The 21,894-nt window shown below is 57.7% G+C and carries 19 protein-coding genes; 9 read left to right on the top strand and 10 right to left on the bottom strand.

Annotated elements, in window-relative coordinates:
* The first annotated feature begins 62 nt into the window (after positions 1 to 62).
* Entirely contained in the window at positions 63 to 479 is a 417-nt protein-coding gene (locus tag A7J50_RS28495) for a c-type cytochrome (protein ID WP_064454708.1), read from the top strand.
* Between the two features lie 74 nt (positions 480 to 553).
* On the opposite strand, the gene A7J50_RS28490 is transcribed toward A7J50_RS28495, so the two are convergent.
* From A7J50_RS28490 to A7J50_RS28475, 4 genes are read right to left on the bottom strand one after another with little or no spacing between them, the layout of a single operon-like run.
* Complete coding sequence (locus A7J50_RS28490; protein WP_017135866.1) at positions 554 to 910, bottom strand: hypothetical protein; 357 nt, start codon at positions 908 to 910, stop codon at positions 554 to 556.
* Positions 907 to 1,620, bottom strand: a complete 714-nt coding sequence (locus A7J50_RS28485; RefSeq protein WP_237140871.1) for a hypothetical protein — start codon at positions 1,618 to 1,620, stop codon at positions 907 to 909. The genes A7J50_RS28490 and A7J50_RS28485 overlap by 4 nt, the downstream gene beginning before the upstream one ends.
* Entirely contained in the window at positions 1,617 to 2,375 is a 759-nt protein-coding gene (locus A7J50_RS28480) for a ferritin-like domain-containing protein (protein ID WP_237140870.1), read from the bottom strand. Before A7J50_RS28480 ends, A7J50_RS28485 begins: the two co-directional genes overlap by 4 nt.
* Positions 2,376 to 2,417: 42 nt before the next feature.
* On the bottom strand, positions 2,418 to 3,809 hold the full coding sequence (locus A7J50_RS28475; RefSeq protein ID WP_082895967.1) for a saccharopine dehydrogenase C-terminal domain-containing protein: 1,392 nt from the start codon (positions 3,807 to 3,809) through the stop codon (positions 2,418 to 2,420).
* 269 nt (positions 3,810 to 4,078) lie between these two features.
* Here A7J50_RS28475 and A7J50_RS28470 point away from each other — a divergent pair, with 269 nt between their 5' ends.
* A complete protein-coding gene (locus tag A7J50_RS28470; RefSeq protein WP_064454706.1) occupies positions 4,079 to 6,001 on the top strand; it encodes an acetyl-CoA hydrolase/transferase C-terminal domain-containing protein in 1,923 nt (640 codons plus the stop codon).
* 134 nt (positions 6,002 to 6,135) lie between these two features.
* Here the strand turns inward: A7J50_RS28470 and A7J50_RS28465 are convergent, their stop codons facing one another.
* Together A7J50_RS28465 and rep are read right to left on the bottom strand one after the other, a co-directional pair.
* Complete coding sequence (locus A7J50_RS28465) at positions 6,136 to 6,708, bottom strand: xanthine phosphoribosyltransferase (protein WP_053258645.1); 573 nt, start codon at positions 6,706 to 6,708, stop codon at positions 6,136 to 6,138.
* Positions 6,709 to 6,766: 58 nt separating this feature from the next.
* A complete protein-coding gene (rep, locus tag A7J50_RS28460; protein ID WP_017737724.1) occupies positions 6,767 to 8,776 on the bottom strand; it encodes a DNA helicase Rep in 2,010 nt (669 codons plus the stop codon).
* Positions 8,777 to 9,043: 267 nt separating this feature from the next.
* On the opposite strand from rep, the gene A7J50_RS28455 reads away from it, so the two are divergent.
* The gene (locus A7J50_RS28455) at positions 9,044 to 10,708 is read left to right on the top strand and encodes a putative bifunctional diguanylate cyclase/phosphodiesterase (protein ID WP_064454705.1); all 1,665 of its coding nucleotides are present in this window, start codon (positions 9,044 to 9,046) and stop codon (positions 10,706 to 10,708) included.
* A gap of 132 nt (positions 10,709 to 10,840) precedes the next feature.
* On the opposite strand, the gene A7J50_RS28450 is transcribed toward A7J50_RS28455, so the two are convergent.
* On the bottom strand, positions 10,841 to 12,244 hold the full coding sequence (locus A7J50_RS28450) for a NorM family multidrug efflux MATE transporter (RefSeq protein WP_064454704.1): 1,404 nt from the start codon (positions 12,242 to 12,244) through the stop codon (positions 10,841 to 10,843).
* A gap of 152 nt (positions 12,245 to 12,396) precedes the next feature.
* Between A7J50_RS28450 and A7J50_RS28445 the strand changes: the two genes are divergently transcribed.
* Both A7J50_RS28445 and A7J50_RS28440 read left to right on the top strand, forming a co-directional pair.
* Entirely contained in the window at positions 12,397 to 13,317 is a 921-nt protein-coding gene (locus A7J50_RS28445; RefSeq protein WP_064454703.1) for a LysR substrate-binding domain-containing protein, read from the top strand.
* A 177-nt stretch (positions 13,318 to 13,494) separates the two neighbouring features.
* Entirely contained in the window at positions 13,495 to 15,471 is a 1,977-nt protein-coding gene (locus A7J50_RS28440; RefSeq protein ID WP_064454702.1) for a methyl-accepting chemotaxis protein, read from the top strand.
* A 3-nt stretch (positions 15,472 to 15,474) separates the two neighbouring features.
* Here A7J50_RS28440 and A7J50_RS28435 read toward each other — a convergent pair whose 3' ends face one another.
* Entirely contained in the window at positions 15,475 to 16,389 is a 915-nt protein-coding gene (locus tag A7J50_RS28435) for an ABC transporter six-transmembrane domain-containing protein (RefSeq protein ID WP_064454701.1), read from the bottom strand.
* Between the two features lie 112 nt (positions 16,390 to 16,501).
* On the opposite strand from A7J50_RS28435, the gene A7J50_RS28430 reads away from it, so the two are divergent.
* Positions 16,502 to 17,086 carry a TetR/AcrR family transcriptional regulator gene (locus tag A7J50_RS28430; RefSeq protein WP_064454700.1) on the top strand — a complete coding sequence of 195 codons (585 nt, stop codon included), beginning with the start codon at positions 16,502 to 16,504 and terminating at the stop codon, positions 17,084 to 17,086.
* Here A7J50_RS28430 and A7J50_RS28425 read toward each other — a convergent pair.
* The gene (locus A7J50_RS28425) at positions 17,083 to 18,579 is read right to left on the bottom strand and encodes a YifB family Mg chelatase-like AAA ATPase (protein ID WP_064454699.1); all 1,497 of its coding nucleotides are present in this window, start codon (positions 18,577 to 18,579) and stop codon (positions 17,083 to 17,085) included. The genes A7J50_RS28430 and A7J50_RS28425 overlap by 4 nt on opposite strands.
* A 213-nt stretch (positions 18,580 to 18,792) precedes the next feature.
* On the bottom strand, positions 18,793 to 19,053 hold the full coding sequence (locus tag A7J50_RS28420; protein WP_025856328.1) for an accessory factor UbiK family protein: 261 nt from the start codon (positions 19,051 to 19,053) through the stop codon (positions 18,793 to 18,795).
* Between the two features lie 421 nt (positions 19,054 to 19,474).
* Between A7J50_RS28420 and glnK the strand changes: the two genes are divergently transcribed.
* The 3 genes from glnK to A7J50_RS28405 all read left to right on the top strand — a co-directional run bounded on the left by glnK (position 19,475) and on the right by A7J50_RS28405 (position 21,826).
* Entirely contained in the window at positions 19,475 to 19,813 is a 339-nt protein-coding gene (glnK, locus tag A7J50_RS28415) for a P-II family nitrogen regulator (RefSeq protein WP_002555808.1), read from the top strand.
* 35 nt (positions 19,814 to 19,848) lie between these two features.
* Entirely contained in the window at positions 19,849 to 21,189 is a 1,341-nt protein-coding gene (locus tag A7J50_RS28410) for an ammonium transporter (RefSeq protein WP_064454698.1), read from the top strand.
* Between the two features lie 211 nt (positions 21,190 to 21,400).
* Complete coding sequence (locus A7J50_RS28405; protein WP_017845176.1) at positions 21,401 to 21,826, top strand: secondary thiamine-phosphate synthase enzyme YjbQ; 426 nt, start codon at positions 21,401 to 21,403, stop codon at positions 21,824 to 21,826.
* Positions 21,827 to 21,894: the final 68 nt, after the last annotated feature.

The following is a 21,894-nucleotide window of genomic DNA, read 5'->3' as shown; positions in this document are numbered from 1 at the left end:
CTGCGAAACCGTGGCCGCAGGCGTGAATAGCCACCATTGAGGGTGAACGCGTGAACCTAATTATGAAAATGCTGGCTGCACCAGCAACCGTACTGGCCCTATGGGCTGTCAGCGCTCAAGCTGCGACCAATGATGAAATTGCCAAGCGCCTGGAGCCTGTCGGCCAAGTCTGTGTTCAGGGCCAGGAATGCAAAGGGATGGAAGTGGCGGTGGCAGTGGGCGGCGGTGGCGGTGCGAAAACGCCGGACGACGTGATCGCCAAGCATTGCAATGCGTGCCATGGCACCGGGTTGCTGGGCGCGCCGAAAATCGGTGACACCGCAGCCTGGAAAGACCGCGCCGACCACCAGGGCGGCCTCGACGGCCTGCTGGCCAAGGCGATCACCGGTTTGAACGCCATGCCGCCAAAAGGCACATGCGCCGATTGCTCGGATGACGAGCTTAAAGGTGCAATCGAGAAGATGTCTGGATTGAAGTAAAAAGTTAAGCATTTACAAAAGGTTAGCCCGCAAAGTGGGCTAACCTTTGGATAACAAGAGCGCTGTCGCATATTTTAAAGTACCAGGGTCGCCAGTAGCCCTACGGCTCCAAGAATGAATCCGATGAGTGCCCCGCGCCCCGGTAGTTCCTTTAGCATCGCATAAATGACGATGGGTTCTAATATAAGCAGCAGTGTGAGTGACGCCACTGTCACGATCCATATATTCCCTGTGCCTTGGTAACCTAACCAATAAGCGAATATCAGGCTTATGCCGGCAATGCATATGAGTAAAATAGGTTTTATAAAAAGTTCAGGGTTTTCTATAACTCGTCCAGAAAGTTTTGAGGCATACACTTCACTATAGATAGTTAGGATTTCGCCAAACACCATGAGCACCATGGAGGCTATTAAATAGTGACTGTTTTTCATTTTTTATCTCTAGTTAGGATGTCTAGTATTTCACTCGCGGCAGCGTCCGCATAATCACTATTGCCTAGAAGAAAGTGTGGCCCGTCATGATCGAGCAAGAAGGTATTTCTGTAAGGGGTACTTTCAAGTTGAATAATACGGTTTAAGGTTTTTTCAATCAGCTCTAGACAAGATGAGTGGTTGTTTCTTAATAATTTTATAGCGTTTGCGAAATGGGTTGCTTCGTCGGCGATTAAGTTACCAATCCATGTGTCGAAGCCCGAGTGCCCAAACTGATTATAGAACGTATCTTTCTTGTATGTTTTAACTGAAATGTATTCATCGTACGCAAACACAGTAAGTAAGCTTAATTCGTTTGATAAAATTTCTTCAAAGGGTTTAAAGTCGCTGTTTCTTGATTTTAAATTGTCCAAGAGAGTTTCTTCGTCTGTATTAAATATCAAACGATTCAGTTCTATAAAGCCGTCGGCATGATTTTTTTCATCTAAAAACCATAAGTCTAAATATTGCACGAAGTAGGGGGAAAACTCAGAGCGTCTCGGATAAAGGTAGTGGTACAGGTTTATCGCGTCGTACTCAGAGACTAAGTCGGCCAAAAAGAAATCCTCGTATTTTGGGTCAATACCGGGATTGACCCAATCGCTATTGGCGATTTCTTTGAATAGCGCTCTAGAGCTCCAATGACGCTTATTGAGGAAGGGAGGTTTCATTTTTTTGCTCCGTTTGATGTGTGAGTGTCATGGCTCAATTTTTTGATGATGGTTGGGATTATTGATTCTTGTATTTCTTTTTTAGTGATTGGATAATCAAGCGTGTTGTGGTCTAACACGAAGGTTCCTGTATATTCTGTTTTTTCAAAATCTAATGTGAAAAGCTCTTTAAGTATGGACGGGGCTTCTTGAAGCCTATTCGGGAATAGCTGTTTAGCTTGTTCTATGAAAAAGAAAAAATGCTTAGCTTCATCTCTTTTGATTTTTCTGATCCAGACTGACAATTGCGAGGAACTAAAGGTGTCGTAATTTTTTATGCTGCGCTGATAGACGTGTGTCGTGATTATCTCGTCATACGCAAGCAAGATGAGAAGTTTAAGTGGGTCCTGCATAAAGGGGGTTAGGCTGTTGAAGTCGGATTGTCTTGTTTCAACTTCCATTGCTACAACGTCAAGCGGAATTCCTGTATAGGCTGAATAAATCAGAGAGAAGCCATACGCGTGATCGATTTCATCTCTAAGCCAAGGCTTTAAGATATTTGCCGATTCAGAGATGCAAGCTGGATTCTGATCAGCGATATGCCAATAAAGCCTCCTTGCATCGTATTCGGTAATTATTGAGTCGAAGAAAATTTCTTTCCAGGTAGCCTTCTCTGCCTTGCTAAGCGTTACCGGAGGAAAGCAAAAATCCTTGAGAATTGAAGACGCATTGCTTGATTTTTTCGGCGTATTAGAGGTGCTCTGCATGTTATTCATGATAGCGGCCTTTTGGTAAAGTTATTTTTCAGGTAGACGGCTTCATACTAAAAAGTTACTGAAAGACAGCGTGTGGTCGACATCCGATGGTTTCCAGTCTGTCTGTTGACTGACGATGGGTTCCCAATAGTTAACAGTGATATCGTATACGTAACGCCAATCCAAGTTTTCGGATTCTATGACGCCAGCGTTTGGAAAGTATTCTGCCCATTTCATGCCGCCAATTATGCTGGAGGCAACTTGTAAGCTTGTCGCACTGTTGTAGTTGGCCATTTTCCTGGCTTTACCAATTGATAGATTTGACCCTAACCAGAAGGCGCGGAACTTTTTGCTGATTAGGAAAACGCCAAGCTCATCTATTCCCGAAATAATTTCGTCTTTCAAAATCGTTTTTTTGATTTTTTCTGATTGCTCACTCTGACCCAAAAGTTGCATTGAATCGAGTGTCTGATCACAAGGTTCATACGCATAGTAAACAGTTGGGCGGTAGGTAGGATTCTCGGGGTCGCCTAAAGTCAAATATTCAGCAATTGACAGTGCTTCGTTGTGGGTTAGTAAATAGGCAGAAAATTCCAAATAGTTAGGTGACCAGCTTTTAACTCTAACGTTACACCCTTGCTCTAGCATTTCTAGTGCATATCCATTTTTTCTTGCGCCGTAAGGAATTTCTGTTTCGTGTGTGCCCCAGCCCAATTCTGCTGCTTGCAGGCATTCGGTAATAAGACCGTCCACAGACCATGTGGAGACGAAGTTTAGGGGGGCGCGGGCTGATGCACTGACTTGCGAGTCATGCTCGGAGATTTGTATAACTTGTATTTCAAGGATGTTGGCAAGCGCTGCCCATTCAATCTGGTTTTTCGGTTCTGCTACTATGTTGTTTGCTGCGGCCATTTCTACTAAAGCTTTCTTTAATAAAATTGAGATGAAGCCAGGATTTGCGCCATGGGCGACAACAGCGGTTGGGCCAGTCGTTTTCTGTTGATACGTTTTCATTACCTCGCGAAGCTGATAGTTTGTGGTTAGCGTCTGGTATTTTTCGTCTTTGTAGGCCCACGGCTCTATACAGGTGTCTAGATAAAGTGAGTCATACTTTTGAGCCAGCTCTAAAAGCTCCAGGCTTGAGACAGATACTGCGAGGTTCACTAAAAAAGTATTTCCGTTTAAGTACGGTGAGAGTATAGGTTTGAAGTTTTCAGCGGTTATGACTTTTTCTTCCAGGGTGGCTGAAAATTCGGTGGTAATTTCGATAAGGCTCTCGTTTAGGTGTTTCTCAAAAATTGTCACGTTCACTCCATTGTAATGCCTTGATAATAGTGGGAGCAGGCCTTGTGCGACGCTTCCGAAACCGATAATTATTATATGGTTATGTTTTTCATTGCGCTTCCTTGGGTATTTGTATTCGTTAGGTGTATAGCCTTTTGAAGATGGTTTCATACTGAAATCGATATTAGTGCGTGGATATAATTTGTGTTTTGATCTTGTCCTAAATGAACGTAGGGCTTTTATTCAATGAGTCGTAAGGCTTTTCTTTGGTCGTGATCTCGGGTTAAACCTTTATGATATGTTTCTGTTTTAATTAGGCTTTTATTTGGCAGTTTCTTCATGCGCACAGGGATGGGCTTATCAAATTGATTGCTGTTCATTGCAGCAAAGACCCGGCAAGCTCGGTCCAACCCCTAATCATGGAATGTCAGGAGGGTCGGATGGTGCAGTTGTGTTCAATCGAGCAAGCAGTTGACGACGTACTGGCGCGTTTGCCGGCGCATATCCACATGGGCATGCCCTTGGGCCTGGGCAAGCCGAATCTGTTCGTCAATGCGCTGTACCGGCGCGTCGCCAAGTTGCCGGAGCGGGCGCTGACCATCTACACCGCGCTGGCCCTGGGTCGACCAACGATGGGCGATGGCTTGCAAAAACGCTTTCTCGAGCCTTTTATCGAGCGGGTGTTCGGCGATTACCCCGAGCTGGATTTCCTCGCCGACCTGCACAAGGACAGCTTGCCGGCCAATATCCGCGTGCAGCAGTTCTTCATGCAGCCCGGCAGCCTGCTCCACAGTGCATCGGCGCAGCAGGATTATGTCAGCAGCAATTACAGCCACGCGGCACGAGATATCAACGCTGCCGGCCTGAATCTGGTGGCGCAGCTGGTGGCCAGCAGCACCGAGCATCCGGATCGCCTGAGTTTGAGCTGCAACCCCGATATCACGCTCGACCTGTTGCCCATGATCGAGAAGCGCCGCGAGGCAGGGGAAACCATTCTGATCGTTGGCCAAGTGCACAGCGACTTACCCTACATGCCCGGCGACGCCGAGTGGGGCATGGGCGAATTCGACTACCTGATCGACGAAAAGGACAGCACTACGCTGTTCTCCACTCCGAATATGCCTGTGGGCTTCCAGGACCATTTTATCGGCCTGCACGCCAGCACTCTGGTGCGCGATGGCGGCACCTTGCAGATCGGTATCGGCTCCATGGGTGATGCGCTGACCGCCGCCTTGCTGGCGCGCCAGGCCGATAACGAAGCCTATCGGCTGCTGCTGACCGACCTCGATGTGTACCAGTGGGCGCCCTTGATCAGCCACGAAGGCGGCGTCGCACCCTTTGCCCGTGGCCTTTATGGCTGCAGCGAAATGTTCGTCAACGGCCTGCTGGTACTGGCCGATGCCGGCATTATCCGGCGCAAGGTCTACCCGGATGTGGCGACGCAGCAGCAAGCCAACGCCGGCACCCTGGATGACGCAGCCCAACCTGACGGCATTTCGATCCATGGCGGCTTCTTCCTCGGGCCGCGCAGTTTTTACCAGCGCTTGCAGGAAATGACTCACGCCAAGCGCCTCGAATTCAACATGACCCGTATCAGTTACATCAACGAGCTCTACGGCCAGGAAGAACTCAAGCGCCTGCAGCGCCTGGATGCGCGGTTTATCAACAGCGCAATCATGGTGACGTTGCTTGGGGCAGGTGTAGCGGACCAGTTGGAGGACGGCCGTGTACTCAGCGGCGTCGGCGGGCAGTACAACTTTGTTGCCCAGGGCCATGCGTTGGAAGGTGCACGTTCGATATTGATCCTGCGCAGCTGGCGCGAGTCGGCGGGGGAGGTCAGTTCCAACATTGTTTGGGAGTACGGCCACTGCACGATTCCTCGACACCTGCGCGATATCGTCATCACTGAGTACGGGATTGCCGATTTGCGTGGGCAGACGGATGCCAAAGTGATCGAGGCGCTGCTGAATATTACCGACTCGCGCTTTCAGGATGACTTGATCGAACAGGCGCAGAAGGCCGGCAAGTTACCCAAGGACTTCCAGCTGGCCCCGCGCTTTGCCGACAATACACCGGAGCGCCTCAAGGGCATTCAGGCACGGCATCGCCGGTTGTTTCCGGAGTACCCGCTGGGCACTGACTTCACGGATGAGGAAAAGGATCTGTTGCGGGCGTTGAACTGGCTCAAGAGCAAATTCAAGCTGACGGAGATTCTGGAGTTGGGCAAAGCGGCGCTGGATGCACCGGAGCCGGAGGCGTTTCCCAAGCATCTGGAGCGGATGCAGTTGGATAAGCCGGTAGGGCTGAAAGAGGACCTCTATCAGCGTTTATTGCTCGCCGGCCTACAGGCCACCGCGCACTGACAGCCCAACGCAAAACCCAATGTGGGAGCGGGCTTGCTCGCGAAAGCGGTGTATCAGTCGACTTATACATTGACTGTCACACCGCATTCGCGAGCAAGCCCGCTCCCACATGTTTAACCGCGTTCAGGCAGCGATTATTCGATAAAGGTCACAACGCCACCCGCCAGCGACTTCACACGCGCCAGCGACTCAACTCGATAACCCTGCGCATCCAGCTCCGCACGGCCACCCTGGAACGACTTCTCGATCACAATCCCCAAGCCCGCAACGGTTGCGCCCGCTTGCTTGATGATCGAAATCAGCGCCTGGGATGCCTTGCCATTGGCCAGGAAATCATCGATGACCAGCACGCGGTCGCTGCTGGTCAAGTGGCGCGGGGAGATCGCGACAGTGCTTTCCACCTTCTTGGTGAAGGAGTACACGGTCGCCGACAGCAGGTTTTCCGTCAGGGTCAGGGATTGCTGCTTGCGGGCGAAAATCACCGGCACACCGAGGTTCAGGCCAGTCATGATTGCCGGTGCGATGCCCGAGGCTTCGATGGTAACGATCTTGGTGATGCCCGAATCCTTGAACCGCGCGGCGAATTCGTCGCCGATGAGCTTCATCAGCGCCGGGTCGATCTGGTGGTTCAGAAAGGCGTCGACCTTGAGTACCTGATCGGAAAGCACGATGCCTTCTTCGCGAATTTTCTTGTGCAGTGCTTCCACGGAAAGCTTCCTCTAATGGCGCGGTGTGCGCCGAAAGTAGATTAAAAAGTAGTCGATTTTAGCGCTTTAACATCGCGCGTATATCCGCCAAGGCGGTGTTGCCGCGAACGGCCTTCACTTCGGTTGGGGTGTCGTCATTGCCTTCCCAGGCCAGGTCATCCGGCGGTAGCTCGTCGAGGAACCGGCTGGGGGCACAATCGATGATTTCGCCGTACTGCTTGCGCTTGGCGGCAAACGTGAAGGCCAGGGTCTGACGCGCGCGGGTAATGCCCACGTAGGCCAGGCGCCGTTCTTCTTCGATAGTGTCGGCTTCGATACTGGAGCGGTGCGGGAGGATTTCCTCTTCCATGCCCATGATGAACACGTAGGGGAATTCCAGGCCCTTGGACGCATGCAAGGTCATCATCTGCACGCCTTCGGCACCGTCTTCCTCTTCTTGCTGGCGTTCGAGCATGTCGCGCAACACCAGTTTGCCGATGGCGTCTTCGACGGTCATCTCGCCGTCTTCGTCTTTTTCCAGGGTGTTCTTCAGCGCTTCGATCAGGAACCAGACGTTGCCCATGCGGTAATCCGCAGCCTTGTCGCTGGAACTGTTGGTGCGCAGCCAATTTTCATAGTCGATGTCCATGACCATGCTGCGCAAGGCACTGATCGGGTCTTCGCCGGCGCACTGTTCGCGCACCTTGTCCATGAAGCGCTTGAAGCGTGAAAGGCGATCGGTGAAGCGCGTATCCAGGTGCTCGCCCAGGCCGATTTCGTCGGTGGCGGCGTACATCGAGATCTTGCGTTCGGTGGCGTAGTTGCCGAGCTTTTCCAGGGTGGTGGAGCCGATTTCACGGCGCGGCACGTTGATCACCCGCAGGAAGGCGTTGTCGTCATCCGGGTTCACGATCAAGCGGAAGTAGGCCATCAGGTCTTTTACTTCCTGGCGTCCGAAAAAGCTGTTGCCACCAGAAAGCCGATAGGGAATCTGGTGGTGCTGCAGCTTCAACTCGATCAGCTTGGCCTGGTAGTTGCCGCGATACAGGATCGCAAAGTCGCTGTAGGGCCGATCGGTACGCAGGTGCAGTGTCAGCAATTCGACCGCTACGCGCTCGGCTTCGGCGTCTTCGTTGCGGCAACGGATTACGCGAATCTCGTCGCCATGGCCCATCTCGCTCCACAGCTGCTTTTCAAACTCGTGGGGGTTGTTGGAGATGAGTACGTTGGCGCAACGCAGGATGCGGCTGGTGGAGCGATAGTTCTGCTCCAGCATCACCACTTTCAGGGACGGGTAGTCGTCCTTGAGCAACATCAGGTTTTCCGGCCGCGCGCCGCGCCAGGCGTAGATCGACTGGTCATCGTCGCCTACCACGGTGAATTGGTTGCGCTTGCCGATCAGCATTTTCACCAGCAGGTACTGGCTGGCGTTGGTGTCCTGGTATTCGTCCACCAGCAGGTAGCGGACTTTGTTCTGCCATTTTTCGAGGATGTCGGCGTGTTCCTCGAACAGCTTTACCGGCAGCAGGATCAGGTCGTCAAAGTCCACCGCGTTGAACGCCTTGAGCGTGCGCTGGTAGTGGGTGTAGACGATGGCGGCGGTCTGTTCCTTGGGGTTGCGCGCGTTTTCCAGGGCCTGGGGCGGCAGGATCAGGTCGTTTTTCCAGGCGCCGATCATGTTCTTGATCTCATCCACGCCGTCGTCGCCTGCATATTCCTTTTGCATGATGTCGGTCATCAGCGACTTCACATCGGTTTCGTCGAAGATCGAGAAACCTGGCTTGTAGCCCAGCCGCGCATGCTCCTTGCGGATGATGTTCAGCCCCAGGTTGTGGAAGGTACACACCGTGAGGCCGCGGCCTTCGCCGCCCTTGAGCAGCGTGCCGACACGCTCCTTCATTTCGCGCGCCGCCTTGTTGGTAAAGGTCATGGCGACGATGTACTGGGCACGGATGCCGCAGTTCTGGATCAGGTGCGCGATCTTGCGGGTGATCACGCTGGTCTTGCCGGAACCGGCACCGGCGAGCACCAATAGAGGGCCGCCGACGTAGTTCACGGCTTCTTGCTGCCGGGGATTGAGTCGGGACATACAGAATTCAGGGAGTCGTTGTTCAAAAGGGCGGGCATTTTAACAGGCTCGCAGGATTCTGCTCTGACAGAACGACAGTGTGACGTACCACTCGATCTAAATTTGCCGGTTTTGATACTTTGCCGCAGGATGTGGAGGCTTTTACGGCTAAGGTTGCGGCTAAACCTTACAGCCGGCGCATTTGATAACCCCTATCATTGGTGATTATCAGGCAGCGCGTCATAATGCCCGCCGCCACCACACTTTTGCAGAGTCTAGGGAGCTAGCTTGTCTACGCCTGTCGAACCCTTGCGTTTGCTGCTACTGGCCGATGAGCCAGCGTGGGCAGCGTTGTTGCGCGAGTGCCTGGCGCCGATGGGCGAAGGGGCTGTGCTGATCAGTGCGCCCAACTGGGACTCGGTGAGTCGTCTATTCGATGACGACCACACCGCCGTGCTGTTGACCACGCCCCACTTGCAACCCGGTGCCGGGCGCTGCAACTTGCCGTGCGTGTTGTTGCTGGAGCAGGAGCCGCTGGTTGCGCCGCTGGGTGTCAGCGATTGGCTGATCCGGAGTGTCCTGGATTCCGATACATTGCGCCGGTGCTTGCGCCACGTGCGTGAGCGGGGCGTGCTGGAAAACACCTTGCAGCGCCTGGCCGAGCAGGACCCGCTGACCGGCATCGCCAATCGACAGGGTTTCCAGACCTTGCTGGCGGCGCGATTGGTTGAGAACGAAGGCCGCGGTTTGGCCCTTGGCCACCTCGACCTCGACAACTTCCGTCACGCCAACGACGCCTTGGGCCATCAGGCGGGCGATCGGTTGATCCTGCAGGTGGTCTCGCGGCTCAAGAGCCAACTCGAAGCCGGTGACCAACTGGCGCGGCTGGGCAGCGACGAATTTGCCCTGCTGATTGATACTCGCCGCGCGCCTCAGCGCGCCGAATGGATGGCCGAACGCATTACCGAAGCCATGGCCGAGCCCTACTGGGTAGACGGCGAAAGCCTGTTGATCGGTTGCAGCCTGGGTGTGGCACATGCCCGCGCCCGCGCCGGTGCCGACCCGTTGATGTGGCACGCGCACATCGCCATGCAGCAAGCCAAAAGCACTCAAGGCTGCACCTTTCATATCTTCAACGAACGCATCAACCGCAATGCACGCAGCCTGGCTGACCTGGAAAGTGAACTGCGCCGCGCGCTGCGCCGTGACGAACTGGAACTGCACTACCAGCCGCGCCTGGACCTGGACGACGGGCACATCGTCGGCCTTGAAGCGCTGGTGCGCTGGCGCCACGGCGAACGAGGCCTGTTGCCGCCCAGCGAATTTGTCCCCTTGGCTGAACAGAGCGGTCTGATCGTACCGCTGGGTTACTGGGTCATCTCCCGAGCCCTGCGCGACATGCAAGACCTGCGCGAGCGCGGCCTGCCGCCGCTGCACATGGCGGTCAACCTTTCGTTTCGTCAATTCCAGGACAGCCAATTGCTCTCGACCCTCAGCCGGCTCATTGCCGAGCGTGGTGTGGAAGCGCAGTGGCTGGAGTTTGAGCTCACCGAAACCGCCGTGATGCGCCGCAGTGATCTGGTCAAGCAGACCATGGATGCCCTCGGCCGCCTAGGCGTGAGGTTTTCCCTGGATGACTTCGGCACCGGTTTTTCGTCGTTCGTGCACCTCAACAGCCTGCCGATTGCCTTGTTGAAGATCGACAAAAGCTTTGTCGGCGGTATGGAAGAGCGTGAAGAAAACCGCAAGCTGGTGCACGCCATGATCAACCTGGCCCACAACCTCAACCTGGAAGTGGTGGCCGAAGGCGTGGAAACGCCCGAGCAGCTTGCGCTGTTGAGGTTGTTCGGCTGCGACCAGGCCCAGGGTTACTTGATCAGCAAGCCTTTACCGTTGCCGGAGTTGGTGGAATACCTGACGTTCGGCAAGGGTGAGCAGGCGCTTTTGGGCTGAGTATTCGAGTGTTGTAAACCCAATCAAATCTGGGGGCTGGCTTGCCTGCGGTGGCATCACTTGGTTATGCCTGACACACCGAGGTGCCTGTATCGCAGGCAAGCCTGCTCCCACATTGACCGAGCACATCCTCTAGTCGGGTTGCATAGCCTGGAATTGCGTATCTATTTGCGGCTCCCGACGAATCATCCTCTCCATCTTCGCCTCAAACGCCCAAGTCAGGCTGATGGCCGCGCAGGCAAGGCCCAGTGCCAGGCCCCACCACACGCCAGTCGGCCCCCAGCCCAGGGTGAACGCCATCAGCCATGCCGATGGAGCGCCGATCAGCCAATAGCAGCCCAAGCCCACCAGGAAGGTGGTCTTGGCGTCTTTCAGCCCACGGATGCAGCCCATGGCGATGGTCTGCACGCCGTCGAACAATTCGAACCAGGCCGCTACGGCCAGCAGGCTGACAGCGAGGATGATCACGTCGTGGAAGGCCGGGTCGTTATGGTCGAGGAATAGCCCGATAAGCGGATCGGAAAACAGCCACAGCACTGCCGCAAATCCCAACATCACCGCCGCGCCAAATCCGATGCCGACCCTCCCGGCCATGCGCGCATTCAGCAACTGCCCGGCGCCGTAATGCTGGCCGATACGCATGGTGATCGCGTACGACATGCCCGCCGGCACCATGAACGCTACCGAGACAATTTGCAGGGCAATCTGATGCGCCGCCAATTGCGTACTGCCCATGGTGCCCATGCACAACGCCGCGAAAGCAAACAGCCCGACTTCCACCGCATAGGTGCCGCCAATCGGCAATCCCAGGCGCCACAGCTCGCGCAAATACTGGGTGTTGAGGCGCAGCAGGCCGGTGCCGAGCGGGTAGGCCGCGTACGTCCGATTGCTGCGGATGTACCACATCAGCGCCAGGGCCATGCTGTTGGCAACGATGGCCGTGACCAAACCGATGCCCATCAAGCCCAATTTGGGCAGGCCGAACATGCCTTCTATCAGCGCGTGGTTGAGGAAGTAGTTAAGCACCGTGCCGCACAGGCTGATCACCATCACCGGGGTGGCCTTGCCGATGGCGCTGGTGAAACCACGCAAGGCCATGAAGCTCAGATAGCCGGGCAGGGCGAACGGCAGGATGGTCAGGAATTGCCCCGCCGCGTGCACGTTGGTTTCGGTCTGGCCAAACATCAACAATACGGGCTTGAGGTTCCACAGGAGTAAGCCAGCTACCAAGGCCATCAGCCAGGCCAGCCATAGCCCGGCCTGGGTCAGGCGAGTAGCGCCTTCGATGTCGCCCGCACCATGACGAATAGCGACAAGGGTGCCCACGGCGGCGATAACGCCGATGCAAAAAATCGCCACGAACGAATAGCTCGCGGCGCCGAGGCCACCACCGGCCAAGGCTTCGGGGCTAAGGCGGGCCATCATCAGGGTGTCGGTCAGCACCATCAGCATGTGTGCCAACTGTGAGGCAATCAACGGCCCCGACAGCCGCAGAATGGCCCAGAGTTCGGTACGTACCGGATGCTGCATGATCATCACGCTCAAAAAGTCGGAGGGTTGAGGAAGGGTTGATTCTCGGCGCTTTGAGCGCATTGCACAAAACGATAAATGCGATCGTTTGCATGATTAAAACTCATGCTTGAGTGATTCTGGTAGGGTTTCGATATTGCGCTGTCGGAGCTTTCCCAATGTCTCGTCGCCTTCCTCCGCTTTATGCCCTGCGGGCCTTTGAAGCCGCGTCCCGGCATAACTCGTTCACCCGTGCGGCGCAGGAGCTGTCGATCACGCAAAGTGCCGTCAGCCGACATATCCGCACGCTCGAAGAGCATTTCGCCTGCCGCCTGTTCCAGCGCAGCGGCCGAAACCTGCAACTCACCGAAGCGGCGCGCCTGCTGCTGCCCGGAGTACGTGAGGGCTTCGCTGCGCTGGAGCGGGCCTGCCATACCCTGAATGCCGAAGACGACATCCTGCGCATGAAAGCGCCGTCCACCTTGACCATGCGCTGGCTGCTGGCGCGGCTCAGCCGCTTTCGTGCGTTGCAGCCCGGCAACGAAGTGCAACTCACGAGTGCGTGGATGAGCGTGGATGAAGTGGACTTCAACCAGGAGCCTTTCGATTGCGCGGTCCTGTTGAGCTACGGGCATTTCCCGGCAGACTGGGAGGCCTGTTACCTGTTCCCTGAACTGCTGATCCCGGTGGGCGCCCCCAACCTGCTGGCCGATGGGCCTTGGGATGTTAATCGCTTGGCGTCCGCTGAGCTGCTGCACCCTACGCCCGACCGCCGCGACTGGCGCAACTGGCTGGAGCGCATGGGGCTGTCGTCGCAGGTGTCGCTCAAGGGTGGGCAAGTGTTCGACACCCTCGAACTGGGCATGATTGCAGCGGCGCGAGGGTACGGGGTGTCGATGGGCGATCTGCTGATGGTGGCTGAAGACGTCGCCCAAGGGCGATTGAGCCTGCCGTGGCCGACCGCCGTTGCCAGTGGGGAAAATTACTACCTGGTGTGGCCGAAAACCCGTCCCGGTGGTGAGCGCTTGCGCCGTTTGGCGGAGTTTCTGCAAGGTGAAGTGAACGCCATGGAGTTGCCCCGGGTTGAACGTCTGGATTGACGCGCTATCGAGCGTCCGTGCAATCGTTTGCGCGTTACCCCGGTGAATCGCTCAAGTATTACCCGCGCCCGCCGAAGTAGGGGTGTTGGAACCTTCGTGCACCAACGTTTCCCACCAGATAATTTGCCGAGCAGCGCTATGAGATCAGGATGATCCTGGCCTCGGCCAGGAGCTGTCATGTCTCAACCTCGCGCTCGGATCGCCTCTCAGTTAGGCCTCGCCTTGGCCGTAATTTTGGCTGTCGTTATTAGCGGCAGTACTGTTTTCGCCTTGCGTTCCCTCGACTCCGCCAACCTTGACACGCGCGAGGAACACCTGGCCAGCGAGGCGCGCCTGCTCGCTGACCAACTCAACACCTTCCACAGCACCTTGCGCGAGAGTACCCAGCGTTTGAGCGGGCTGTTTGAAAAGCGCTTTGGCGCGGGGTTGAGTGTGCGTGGCGAACAGCCGGTAGCAGTGGCCGGTGTGCAGACCCCGAGCCTGTTCCTGGGCAGCGACCTGTTGAACAACGATTTCGATGAGGTCGATGAGTTCAAGGACACTTCCGGCGGCGTGGCCACGGTGTTTGTGCGCAGCGGCGAAGACTTTATCCGCGTCAGCACCTCCCTGACCAAACAGGATGGCAGCCGCGCCATCGGTACGGCCCTTGACCACCAGCATCCGGCCTATCAACGCCTGCTGGCCGGGCAGAGTTATGTCGGCCGGGCTGTGTTGTTCGACCGCTCCTACATGACCCAGTACACGCCGGTGCGGGATGCGGCTGGCAAGGTGATCGCCGTGCTGTTTGTCGGCTTCGACTACACCGACGCCCAGAACGCCCAGTTCGACAACCTCAAGCGCTTCCGTATCGGCCAGACGGGTTCCCTGGCCTTATTGGACGAACAGAAACACTGGCTGGTGCCGCCGGCAGGTGTGCAGGCGCTGGACCAGGCGATCCCGGTGATGCTCGACCTGGCCAAAAAGCCAGGCAAAGGCCTCTTCTGGAGTGACAAAAACGAAGACTTCTACAGCGTCTCGGTGCCGTTTGAAGGCGGCCCGTGGGCGGTGGTGGCGAGCATGCCGAAGTCCGAAATCCGCGCGGTGACCTGGGCGGTGGGCATTCGGCTGGTGATTGGCAGTGTGCTGGCAATGTTGTTCGCTGTGGGCGCTGCGGTCTGGCTGTTGCGCAGTAAATTGCAGCCCCTGAGCGACCTGGTGCGCCAAGCCGAAGCCCTCGGTGCGGGTGATTTGAGTGCGCGCCTCAATGTGTCCAGCCATGACGAAATCGGCCAACTGGCCCGCAGCTTCAACCAGATGGGCGAAGCGCTGTCGACCATGGTTTCGCATATTCGCAAGGCGGCCGAGGAGGTCAACAGCCGAGCCCAGGCGTTGTCTGGCCTGTCTGGCGGTGCCTATGAAGGCATGGAGCAGCAGTCTGGCGAGATCACCAGTATGGCCGGCGCAGTGGAGGAGTTCAGCGCGACCTCGCTGAACATCGCCGACAACATGGGCAATACCGAGCGACTGGCCCAGGAAAACGCCCAACAGACGCGTATCGGCCGCACCTCGATGCAGGAGGCGTCGTCGTCTTTGGAGCATATCGCTGCGGCGCTGAACAGCACGGCCACCGTAATCAATACCCTCGGCCAGCGTTCCCAGGAAATCGGCGGGATCGTCGGCGTCATCACCTCGATCGCCGAGCAAACCAACCTGCTGGCGCTCAACGCCGCCATCGAAGCCGCGCGTGCCGGTGAGCAAGGCCGAGGTTTTGCCGTGGTTGCCGACGAAGTGCGCAACCTGGCTTCGCGCACCCGTCAGGCCACCGACGAAATTTCCGGCATGATCCAAAGCATCCAGCAGGAAACCGGTAACGCCATCAGTACCATGGAGCACGGCAACGTGTTGATGCAGGAAGGCCTGTCGCGCAATGCTGACGTGGCGTCGGCCCTGGCGCGGATCGACGAGCAAAGCCGCTCGGCGGGCCAGCAGTTTGCCGCGATCACCACCGCGACCCAGGAGCAGAGCAGCACGGCAAACGTGCTCAGCAGCAACCTGCAAAGCATTGCGCTGGCCAACAGCGAGCAGCGTGAAGTGGTGTCGAACCTGGCCATTACCGCCAGGGAACTGGAAACCCTGGCGGCTGGCTTGCGGCATGAGGTGGATCGGTTTCGTTGAGGCCTAGCGGTCGCCGAGGCCCGGGTCCACACGCTTGCCGATATCCTTGAGGCGCGCGAGCTGATCGACCATCCCTGGCGCCTCGTCCAGGCTGCTGACGAAGGTCCACAGGTAAGTCATGACCGCGTACACGTGACCGGCCTTGACCGCAGGCGACAGGGCCAGCTGGCTGATCGCGACGACAAATAGCAGGGCGGCCAGCGTACCGATAAACAGGAACGCGGCCGCCTCGCGGTCTGACAGCCAGATCCGCAGGCGCGACAGCACGTGATAGTGGCGCTGCAAGGTCTGCGCACCGACCTTTTCCACCAGACCGATTTCCTTCTCCAGGCGGTCATTCAAGCGCTCATGCAGCTGCTGATTGCGCCGGGCGAAGCGTGGCAGCAAGGTGGTGCACAACAGCAGTGCGCCCAGACACGCCAGGCCGATCCACGGTTCGATCACCAGCAACATCACTGCCGCACCGACGATGGACACCAGCGCCGTCGCGATGATCGGCACGTGTTTTTCGAAGAAGTCGACAAAGTCCCGTGCCAACACCACCCGCGCCGCTGCCCTTGAAGTGCTGTGGTTTTGCAGGCGCTGGTTGAGAATGACCGGCACCGCGAGGTCAGCGTAGATCCGCGTGAAGGTGCGGGTGTCCAACGCGCGCCGCGCCGCCCCGACCACCCAAAACGCCAGGACCACGGCGGCGTAAAACAATGCACTGCCGGCATCGCCGCGGATGATCGAGTCCACTGCAAACCCGGCAAACAGCGGGTAGGCCAGCAGTAGCGCGTTCTCAAGTGCAACCAGCGATAGCGTGCAAAACAACTTGCCAGGGTAGGCCCGGGCAATTGCTTTGAGGGTCTGGCTGGCGGACTGTTGGCCAATTTTCTTGCTTTCTTCGATCAGAATTTGCGGAGTGACGGATGACATAGGTGCACCAATGGGGTGATAGACGCTATTATTGAGCGACTGCTCAAGTATCCTTGAGCGATCGCTCAAAAAGCAAGCGCCACTCATCTACCGGCGCCCGAAGGAATTACCCATGTCGCGTATCGACCGTAAAGACCAGATCATCGCCGCCGCCCTGGAGCTGTTTCGCAGCAAGGGGTTTGCCGATGTGTCCACCCGCGACCTGGCCGAGCATGCCGGCCTGTCCCGCAGCCACGTCTACCACTACTTCAGCGACTGGAATGAGCTGCGCCGCGAAGCCTTTGTGCGTTTTGCCAATGAACAATTGGATGAGGTCCGCGGCCCGCTGGCGGGCGTGCCGCCGCTTGAGGCGCTGGTCGGGTTCTTGCGCGATTGCCTGCCGTGCACCGCCGACGCTGGCTGGGCGCTGTGGCTGGATGCGTGGGACGAGGCGATGCATGACCCGCAGATGGCTCAGGCGTATCTGGTGATCAATGCTCAATGGCAAGGCATGCTTGCCGAGGTGATCGAGCAAGGTGTCGCTGAAGGCGTTTTTCGCTGTGATTCGCCCCAACGCGCTGCCCGGCAGATCTTTGCCTTGGCGATGGGCTATGCCGATGACCTGATGCTTAAGCCATCCACCGAATCCGCCGAAGCGGTGCTGGATGAGGTGATGGAAGTGGCGAGGCTGCTATTGGATTTCCCCAAGGCGCATTAACCAACTGCCGCAGGGCGGTACTGCAGCGCCTCCGCCAAATGATGGCGGGCGATGTGCTCTACCTGTTCAAGGTCGGCCAGGGTCCGCGCCACCTTAAGCAACCGATGAGCTGCGCGCAGGGACAATGTCAGCCGTTCGCAGGCGCTTTCCAGCCAGCTCTCATCGGCTTTCGCCAGTCGACAGTGCTTGCGTAACCCTGGCAGGTCCAGAAAAGCATTGGCGCAGCCTTGACGTCGTTGCTGGCGCTCGCGGGCCTCGGCAACCTCTGCTGACGCCTTCGCCGTGTTATCGCCGTCCTGTTGGGTGGGGTTCAGCGCGGTCGTTTCCCGGGCGACGGTTACGTGCAAGTCGATGCGGTCCAGCAATGGCCCGGAGAGTTTGTTGCGATAGCGCTGGATCTGCTCCGGCGTACAGCGGCAACGCCCGCTGGGGTCGCCCAGATAGCCGCAAGGGCAGGGGTTCATGGCGGCCACCAATTGAAACCGCGCGGGGAAACTCACCCGGTCACGGGCGCGGGAAATCACAATATGCCCCGACTCCAGTGGCTCGCGCAGCACCTCCAGCACTTTGCGATCAAACTCCGGCAACTCATCCAGAAACAGCACACGATGGTGGGCGAGGGTGATTTCCCCGGGTTGTGGTTTTGAACCCCCGCCGACCAGTGCCGGCCCGGAAGCGGAGTGGTGCGGCTGGCGAAACGGGCGGTGCGGCCAATGGCTCAGCGGCGCCGGGCTGACCACTGACTGAATTGCTGCGACTTCCAGGGCTTCCTGTTCACTCAGTGGCGGCAGCAGCCCAGGCAGCCGACTGGCGAGCAACGTCTTGCCGGTGCCGGGTGGCCCGCTGAACAGCAGGTTATGCGCGCCCGCCGCCGCGATCAGCAAAGCGCGCTTGGCTGCCAGTTGCCCCTGCACTTCGCTCAGGTCCGGATAGGGTTTGTTCAGGTACAGCAGCCCGTCGGACTTATAGGGCTCAATCGGCACATGCCCGTTCAGGTGCGCCACCACCTGCAGCAGGTGGTCTACCGCAATCACCTTCAACCCCGACGCCAGGCACGCTTCCTCGGCATTGGCCCGAGGCACTATCACGGTGCGCCCGGCCTTGCGCGCCGCCAGCGCGGCGGGCAGCACGCCTTTGACCGCGCGCACCTCACCGGACAGCGCCAACTCACCCAGGCACTCCACGTCGTCCAGCATCAACGCCGGCACTTGCATGCTGGCCGCCAGAATCCCCAGGGCAATCGCCAAATCAAAACGCCCGCCGTCCTTGGGCAGGTCGGCAGGCGCGAGGTTGAGGGTGATGCGGCGGGCCGGGTATTGCAGCGCTGAGTTAAGGATGGCGCTGCGCACGCGGTCCTTGCTTTCCCTGACAGCAGTTTCCGGCAGGCCTACCAGCGTCAGGGAGGGCAGGCCGTTGGCCATATGCACTTCAACGCTGACGGCAGGGGCTTCGACGCCAATCTGGGCGCGGCTGTGGACGATGGCGAGGGACATGCTCGTTCCTTGAAGAGAGGGCCGCTTCCTGCGGTTTTTCAAGGGTAGACGAGGGGGTGGAGAGCGAGGCGGGAGAGGTTTTACAGAACGTATCCAGCGTCGGTCGCAGCGCTTTATGTGGGAGCTGGCTTGCCTGCGATAGCATCACCTCAGTGCAACTGATACACCGAGGCGCCTGCATCGCAGGCAAGCCAGCTCCCACACTGACCGCGTTTACTCAGTGGGCGGCGTTAACCTGGCTTCCAACTCCGCCACCTTCGCCTCCAGGCTCTCCAGCCGCGCACGGGTGCGGGCCAGTACGACCATCTGGCTGTCAAACTCTTCCCGGCTCACCAGGTCGAGCTTGCTGAAGCCGCTTTGCAGCAACGCTTTGAACTGGCTTTCGATTTCGTTGCGGGGCAGCGGGGTGTCGCCGCTGAAAAGGCGAGAGGCGTGGCCGCTCAGGGCGTCGAGAAGGTCTTTGGGCGCGAGCATGGGAAATATTCCGGAAAACTGTTGGCGGGCAGTGTATCACGCAGCGTCTATAGTCCTTTCACGGCCACAGACGCACGCTTTTCGCGCAGGGGGTCGGGCGGCTACGCACTGTTTTTGTGCGCATTGGCGTCGCCATACAGCCCCGCAGGTGGGCATAAGTGGGCAACGGACTGATTTCAGTGGTTTTTACGGAGCTGGCAAGCTTTCTGCTTAGACGATCATGACCCATGCACTGATGCAGTCGCTGTGACGAATGCAGTGCGCCGACGGATCAGGGGTACAGGTTTCGTCACCAGTGGTTCGCTGGCGTCGCAACGGCAAATGCCGAGGCGACGACGCGTTACAAAGCCAGGCACTGCGCTTAGACTTGAGACGGGTTTGTTTTCCTGGGGCAAGTCCACCAATTCGGGAGAGAGTTTTCATGAAGCTAGTCACTGCCATCATCAAGCCGTTCAAGTTGGACGATGTACGCGAGTCGTTGTCCGAGATCGGCGTGCAGGGCATTACCGTTACTGAGGTCAAGGGCTTCGGTCGGCAGAAGGGTCATACCGAGCTGTATCGTGGCGCGGAATACGTGGTCGATTTTCTGCCGAAGGTGAAGATTGATGTCGCCATTGACGACAAGGATCTTGACCGTGTTATCGAGGCGATAACCAAGGCGGCCAACACCGGCAAGATCGGTGACGGCAAGATCTTCGTGGTCAATCTGGAACAGGCTATTCGCATCCGTACCGGCGAAACCGATACCGACGCAATCTAAGCCGCCAAACCCCCAACGCCCCAGGAGAAAACAATATGACTCTGCGTAAATTCGCAGGGCTAGGAGCCCTGTTGTCCCTCGTAATGCCGGCCTTGGCATTGGCGGCGGACCCAGTCCCTGCTCCAGTCCTCAATTCCGGCGACACGGCGTGGATGCTTACGTCCACCGCGCTGGTGCTGTTCATGACCATTCCAGGCCTGGCGCTGTTCTACGGCGGTATGGTTCGCTCCAAAAACATTCTTTCCGTGATGATGCAGTGCTTCGCCATCACCGGTTTGATCACTATCTTGTGGTTCGTTTACGGCTACAGCATGGCGTTCGACACCACCGGTATGGAAGCAGGCGTCGTCAACCTCAACTCGTTCGTGGGCGGCCTGTCCAAACTGTTCCTGTCGGGTGTGACTCCGGCGAGCATTACCGGCCCTGCGGCGCTGTTCCCTGAGGCGGTGTTCGTCACCTTCCAGATGACGTTCGCCATCATTACGCCTGCGCTGATCGTCGGTGCTTTCGCTGAGCGTATGAAGTTCTCCGCGATGCTGATTTTCATGGGTGTCTGGTTCACCCTGGTCTACGCACCGATTGCCCACATGGTGTGGGGCGGTCCGGGTTCGTTGCTGGGCGACTGGGGCGTGCTGGACTTCGCGGGCGGCACCGTGGTGCACATCAACGCCGGTGTGGCTGGCTTGGTGGCGTGCCTGGTACTCGGCAAGCGTAAAGGCTTCCCGACCACGCCAATGGCACCTCACAACCTCGGTTATACCCTGGTGGGTGCAGCCATGTTGTGGGTTGGCTGGTTCGGCTTCAACGCAGGTTCCGCCGCTGCGGCCAACGGCACTGCCGGTATGGCGATGCTGGTCACCCAGATTGCTACCGCGGCTGCGGCGCTGGGCTGGATGTTCGCCGAGTGGGTCACCCACGGTAAGCCAAGTGCACTGGGCATCGCCTCGGGTGTAGTGGCCGGCCTGGTTGCAATCACCCCGGCTGCCGGCACCGTGGGCCCGATGGGCGCCCTGGTCATCGGCCTGGCGGCAGGCGTGGTGTGCTTCTTCTGCGCCACTACCCTGAAACGCAAACTGGGCTACGACGACTCCCTGGACGCCTTCGGCGTGCACGGTATCGGCGGTATCCTCGGCGCGATCCTGACCGGCGTATTCGCTGCCCCTTCGCTGGGCGGCTTCAACGCGGCGACCACTGACATCGCGGCGCAAGTCTGGATCCAGTGCAAAGGCGTCGGCTTCACCGTGATCTACACGGCCATCGTGACCTTCATTATCCTCAAGGTACTGGATGCGGTCATGGGCCTGCGGGTCACCGACGAAGAAGAGGCTGTCGGCCTCGATCTGGCGCAACACAACGAACGCGGTTACAACTTGTAAGTACGCGAAAAAAAGATGCCCGGCTTGCCGGGCATTTTTTTGCCTGGGGTTTGTCAGTGATAGGAAGCTGTACCGGTTTTTGCGCAGAGTTTGTGATGGGGCGCACACGGTACTTTTCACCGTGCAAAAGTCTTACATGCATGTAGGCGTATTCGGCACTTTGTTTTTTCCCTGAGCGCGCTAGAATGCGCGCCGATGGGCGGAGAACTGTATGTGGCAACAGACCCTGATTACCCTCCGGGCCAAGCCCAGGGGCTTTCACCTGGTAACGGATGAGTTGCTTGCCGGCTTGCCTGAATTGAAGGCTTGTCGCGTAGGCCTGTTGCATCTGTGGCTGCAGCACACCTCGGCCTCGTTGACCATCAACGAGAATGCCGACCCGGCGGTTCGCCGTGACTTCGAACGTTTTTTCAACTCGCTGGTGCCGCAAGGGCGTGCAGGGTTCGAACACAACGACGAAGGTCCGGATGATCTGCCGGCGCACTTCAAGGCCAGTCTCCTGGGCTGCCAGCTGAGTTTGCCGGTCAAGGCCGGCCGCTTGGCAATGGGGACCTGGCAAGGTGTTTATCTGGGCGAGCACCGTGATCATGGCGGTGCTCGTAAAGTCCTCGCCACGTTGCACGGTGATGGGGCATAAGCCACTGGTGATCCGGTGGATGTTGATTTTTTCCGGCGAACTCGACAGCGAGTGAGGCTGGGCTATAA

The organism is Pseudomonas antarctica (assembly GCF_001647715.1).
Classification (GTDB): domain Bacteria; phylum Pseudomonadota; class Gammaproteobacteria; order Pseudomonadales; family Pseudomonadaceae; genus Aquipseudomonas; species Aquipseudomonas antarctica_A.
This window is presented reverse-complemented; position numbering and strand designations above follow the sequence as displayed.